4 protein-coding genes and 2 pseudogenes are annotated in these 3786 nt (G+C 55.5%); 4 read left to right on the top strand and 2 right to left on the bottom strand.

From position 1 onward, the window contains the following. The first annotated feature begins 160 nt into the window (after positions 1 to 160). From frmR to ACZ9AQ_RS24070, 3 genes are read left to right on the top strand one after another with little or no spacing between them, the layout of a single operon-like run. A complete protein-coding gene (frmR, locus tag ACZ9AQ_RS24080) occupies positions 161 to 436 on the top strand; it encodes a formaldehyde-responsive transcriptional repressor FrmR (protein ID WP_429207323.1) in 276 nt (91 codons plus the stop codon). Between the two features lie 57 nt (positions 437 to 493). After that, a complete protein-coding gene (locus ACZ9AQ_RS24075; RefSeq protein WP_091877588.1) occupies positions 494 to 1603 on the top strand; it encodes an S-(hydroxymethyl)glutathione dehydrogenase/class III alcohol dehydrogenase in 1110 nt (369 codons plus the stop codon). A gap of 50 nt (positions 1604 to 1653) precedes the next feature. Beyond that, positions 1654 to 2052: a VOC family protein gene (locus ACZ9AQ_RS24070; protein ID WP_091877590.1), complete on the top strand. Its 399-nt coding sequence runs from the start codon at positions 1654 to 1656 to the stop codon at positions 2050 to 2052. A 4-nt stretch (positions 2053 to 2056) separates the two neighbouring features. On the opposite strand, the pseudogene ACZ9AQ_RS24065 reads toward ACZ9AQ_RS24070, so the two are convergent. Continuing rightward, a pseudogene (locus ACZ9AQ_RS24065) lies at positions 2057 to 2608 on the bottom strand (IS630 family transposase); the annotation flags it as partial. A 79-nt stretch (positions 2609 to 2687) separates the two neighbouring features. Beyond that, positions 2688 to 2975: pseudogene (locus ACZ9AQ_RS24060) on the bottom strand (helix-turn-helix domain-containing protein); the annotation flags it as partial. A gap of 503 nt (positions 2976 to 3478) precedes the next feature. On the opposite strand from ACZ9AQ_RS24060, the gene ACZ9AQ_RS24055 reads away from it, so the two are divergent. Then, positions 3479 to 3706 carry a DUF3422 family protein gene (locus ACZ9AQ_RS24055; RefSeq protein ID WP_429207321.1) on the top strand — a complete coding sequence of 76 codons (228 nt, stop codon included), beginning with the start codon at positions 3479 to 3481 and terminating at the stop codon, positions 3704 to 3706. Positions 3707 to 3786: the final 80 nt, after the last annotated feature.

The raw sequence follows: 3786 nt of genomic DNA, 5'->3' as shown, positions 1-3786 counted from the left end.
TCTCTTGTTCGAAGTGTCGGCCCTTGAACAGGTCGCTCGTGCTCGCGTGACTACGCATGTTAGGCAAAGGCCGTCATTCTAGCTGAGCTGCAGGTTTGCACCAGAGCCCTATAGGGCAGTATGGTATAGTGGGGACGCTTAACTAGTAGAGAGGTGTTCGATGCCATATAGTCCGGAAGAAAAGAAACAAGCCCTCACGCGTATCAGGCGTATCAAAGGACAGGTAGCTACTCTTGAACAAGCACTTGATGCAGGTGCTGATTGCCCTGCGATTCTTCAGCAGCTCGCGGCAGTCCGCGGAGCGGTTAACGGCTTGATGGCCACGGTCTTGGAAAGCTATCTGCGAGAAGAATTTCCGAATAGCGAGATCAGGAGTGATTCGCAGAACAAGTCCATTGACGAAACAATCTCTATCGTCCGGTCGTACCTGCGTTAGAGAGATGAAGTGCCCTCGATGAGAACAAATTCACCTAGATTAGAAAGAAACCACATCATGAAATCACGTGCAGCAGTTGCCTTCGGGCCTGGAAAGCCGCTGGAAATCGTTGAGATTGACGTTGAGCCGCCGCGCAAGGGCGAAGTTCTTGTCAAGATCACGAATACTGGCGTATGCCACACCGATGCCTTTACCTTGTCGGGCGATGACCCCGAAGGTCTTTTCCCGGTCGTTTTGGGCCATGAAGGAGCGGGTATCGTCATGGAGGTAGGGGAAGGGGTAACCAGTGTGAAACCTGGCGATCATGTCATTCCACTCTACACCGCTGAATGTGGCGAGTGTCTGTTCTGTAAGTCCGGCAAAACCAATCTGTGTGTCGCGGTTCGTGCGACCCAAGGCAAGGGGCTGATGCCCGATGGCACGACTCGCTTTTCTTATAACGGCCAACCGCTTTACCACTACATGGGCTGTTCGACTTTCAGCGAATATACGGTTGTTGCGGAAGTGTCACTGGCCAAGATCAACCCGGATGCTAATCCGGAGCACGTCTGCCTGCTGGGTTGTGGGGTAACAACCGGTATCGGTGCCGTCCACAACACGGCCAAGGTGCAACCGGGCGACTCGGTCGCCGTCTTCGGTCTTGGCGGCATTGGGCTCGCTGCAATCCAAGGTGCGCGCCAAGCCAAGGCGGGTCGCATAATTGCCATCGACACCAATCCAGCCAAGTTCGAGTTAGCTCGTAAGTTTGGCGCGACCGAATGTCTCAACCCTAAGGACTTCGAGAAGCCGATCCACGAGGTTCTCATCGAAATGACCGGCTGGGGCGTGGACCATACATTCGAGTGCATTGGTAATGTCAACGTAATGCGCTCTGCGCTGGAAGCAGCCCATCGCGGCTGGGGCCAGTCAATCGTCATCGGCGTCGCCGGTGCTGGCAAGGAAATCTCGACCCGTCCATTCCAGCTGGTCACTGGTCGGACTTGGAAGGGCTCGGCTTTTGGCGGAGTCAAAGGGCGCACCCAACTTCCCGGCATGGTGGAAGACGCAATGAAAGGTGAGATCGATCTCGCCCCATTCGTTACCCACACCATGGGTCTCGAGGATATCAACAAAGCCTTCGATCTGATGCACGAAGGCAAGTCGATTCGCACGGTGATCCACTATTGATTCACGAACACTAACTATTCATTTAACATCAAATATCAAGAAAAAGAACTATGTCTACTCCAGTTATTTCCGGTGACAGCATTTTCTCGCACGTCTTTATCGGCGCCGCCGACGTTCAGAAGTCGGCCGCGTTTTACGATGCGACTCTGGGGGCTCTTGGCATCAAGAACCTCGGTCCATTCGGTAACGGTTGGGTGCTCTTCGGCCGTGAAAAGCCGGCTTTTATCATTGCCCGTCCTGGCAACGGTGAAGCGCCCTCCAGCAATGGCGTGACGATCGGCTTTGCTGCTGCAACTCCCGCCGAGGTAGATGCATTCCACGCCGCCGGCCTTGCCGCAGGCGGCACCGACGAGGGGCAGCCTGGCCCGCGTGGCCACCTGCCTGGCGCCTACGCAGCTTATCTGCGTGATCCGGCGGGCAACAAGATCTGCTCGTACACCTTTGTCTAAGTAGTCATCCAAAATTTATCGTGAACTTCGTCCCGAAGCTGCTCATCAAGGATTGAATTTCGTGAAGCAGGTCTGCGCCGTTCTTGGCAACGAAGCGGCGCCAGAAATGCTTAGCGTGCTTCCACAAAATCTCGATTCGGTTGAGCTCTGGACTGTAGGGCGGCAAATAGTACAGATGCAGCCCATGTTTAGCCCACTGACGCCGCTTTTTATCCATGATGGCGCCTTTGTGTATGCCGGCGTTATCGATCAAGACGATTCGCGGAACGTTATGCGGAAGCACCGCGATCTGTTCGAAGAATGCAATGACATCGTCTCGTGTCGTCGGTCGCTGCTGAGTTATCCAGGTCAGTTGGCCATCGTGACGCAAAGCCCCAAGCACGTTCACGCGCTGCCGGTGCGCGAGAGGCTCGACGGCTCGGGTCTGGCCGATTTTTCCCCAGCCGTACTGCACCGGCGGATTCGGGCTGAAGCCTGATTCGTCGAAATACAGCAGCTCGCACCGCTGTTCCTGATCGAGCCTGACCAGAGCGTCGATCACTTTGCCGGCGTGCTCGAACGCTTCCTGAGCTCGCTTTTTTTAAACTGTACCGATAGCGCTTGTACGTGAAGTCCATCTCCTTGAGGTACCGTTTAGCCGTGCTTTCGCTGATCGAGGCGTGGTCCTGGCCTTGCTCGATCTGGCGCAGCAGTGCCCCCACGGTACCGGATTCCGAATCGGCCAACTTGCCAAGAGCTTGCTGCTGCTCGGGTGTCCATTTCCTGGGGCGCCCGGTATGACGCCCCTCGTACAGCCCCGCCAAGCCGAGCTTGCTCCAGCGTTGTCGCCACTGCTCGACGCTGTTCAAGTGCCCCCCGAACTCGTCCGCCGTTCTTTGAAGCGTCAACCCCTGGCTCAACCGCAAAACTCCTTGCGCTCGCATCCGCGTTCTCGGGTGTGGGTGGAAAACGCCCATCTCACGCAGCGTACGCCGCTCGTCTTCGGACAATTTCAGGTGCTTCATCGTTTAACCTCTGCTGCATCGTCAATTTGGCTTTGACAGCAAAAATTGCGCGACTACTTAGAAGTAGCGAAAGTGACGGCATTCGGAAAGAGCTTGCACAAGCCTCTATAGGGGCGAGCATTACTCAAACCCTTTAGATGGTGTCGGCTCAAAACGGTCGGCCCGCAGCGGTGTACATCGTGCGCCGCTGCGGGTATTTACCGTGAAGCGAGATCCTTTCAATCAATGGTAACTATGAGGGCGTGATGAAAGAACCGGCCAACATTCACATGACGAACGCACAATCTACTCCGGCCGACACCGTATATGGGATGCCAGCCTACATCGATCGAGCCGCGGCCGTGGGCGAAGTGCACGCGCGCCCTCATCTGTTGATTCAGGCCCTCGAAGCATATTGCAGCTCGCTTTTATGACAGAAGGCGATGCTGTCCAGAGATCAGGCGGCGATGAGCGAATTGTCTCATCGCTTCGGCGTAGCGGAGCCTGATCTCGCCACGCCGCTACATGGATTGACATGGGATGAGGGAGACCTGCACTGCGAAAAGCACACTGAGTTCTCAACGTATCTTTGGTGTGAATCGCTTGATCCAGTGACGGGAGAGCCATGCGGCGAAAATCCGTTTATGCATGGATTTGGCTTTGTTGCGTAAATCAGGCTCGGCCAGGGTATAAGGCGTAGGTCTGTTAGCCTGAGCAGGATGAAACCAGCTCCACAGAAGTACCGCACGAC

This window comes from Massilia sp. UYP34 (assembly GCF_056279385.1).
Note: the sequence above shows the minus strand (reverse complement) of the source record. Positions and strands in the feature narration are given on the sequence as shown.

Excerpts from the sequence above, each read along its gene's own strand:
- ACZ9AQ_RS24075 (WP_091877588.1), top strand. The coding sequence starts at position 494 with ATGAAATCACGTGCAGCAGTTGCCTTCGGGCCTGGAAAGCCGCTGGAA.
- ACZ9AQ_RS24070 (WP_091877590.1), top strand. The coding sequence starts at position 1,654 with ATGTCTACTCCAGTTATTTCCGGTGACAGCATTTTCTCGCACGTCTTT.
- frmR (WP_429207323.1), top strand. The coding sequence starts at position 161 with ATGCCATATAGTCCGGAAGAAAAGAAACAAGCCCTCACGCGTATCAGG.
- ACZ9AQ_RS24055 (WP_429207321.1), top strand. The coding sequence starts at position 3,479 with ATGCTGTCCAGAGATCAGGCGGCGATGAGCGAATTGTCTCATCGCTTC.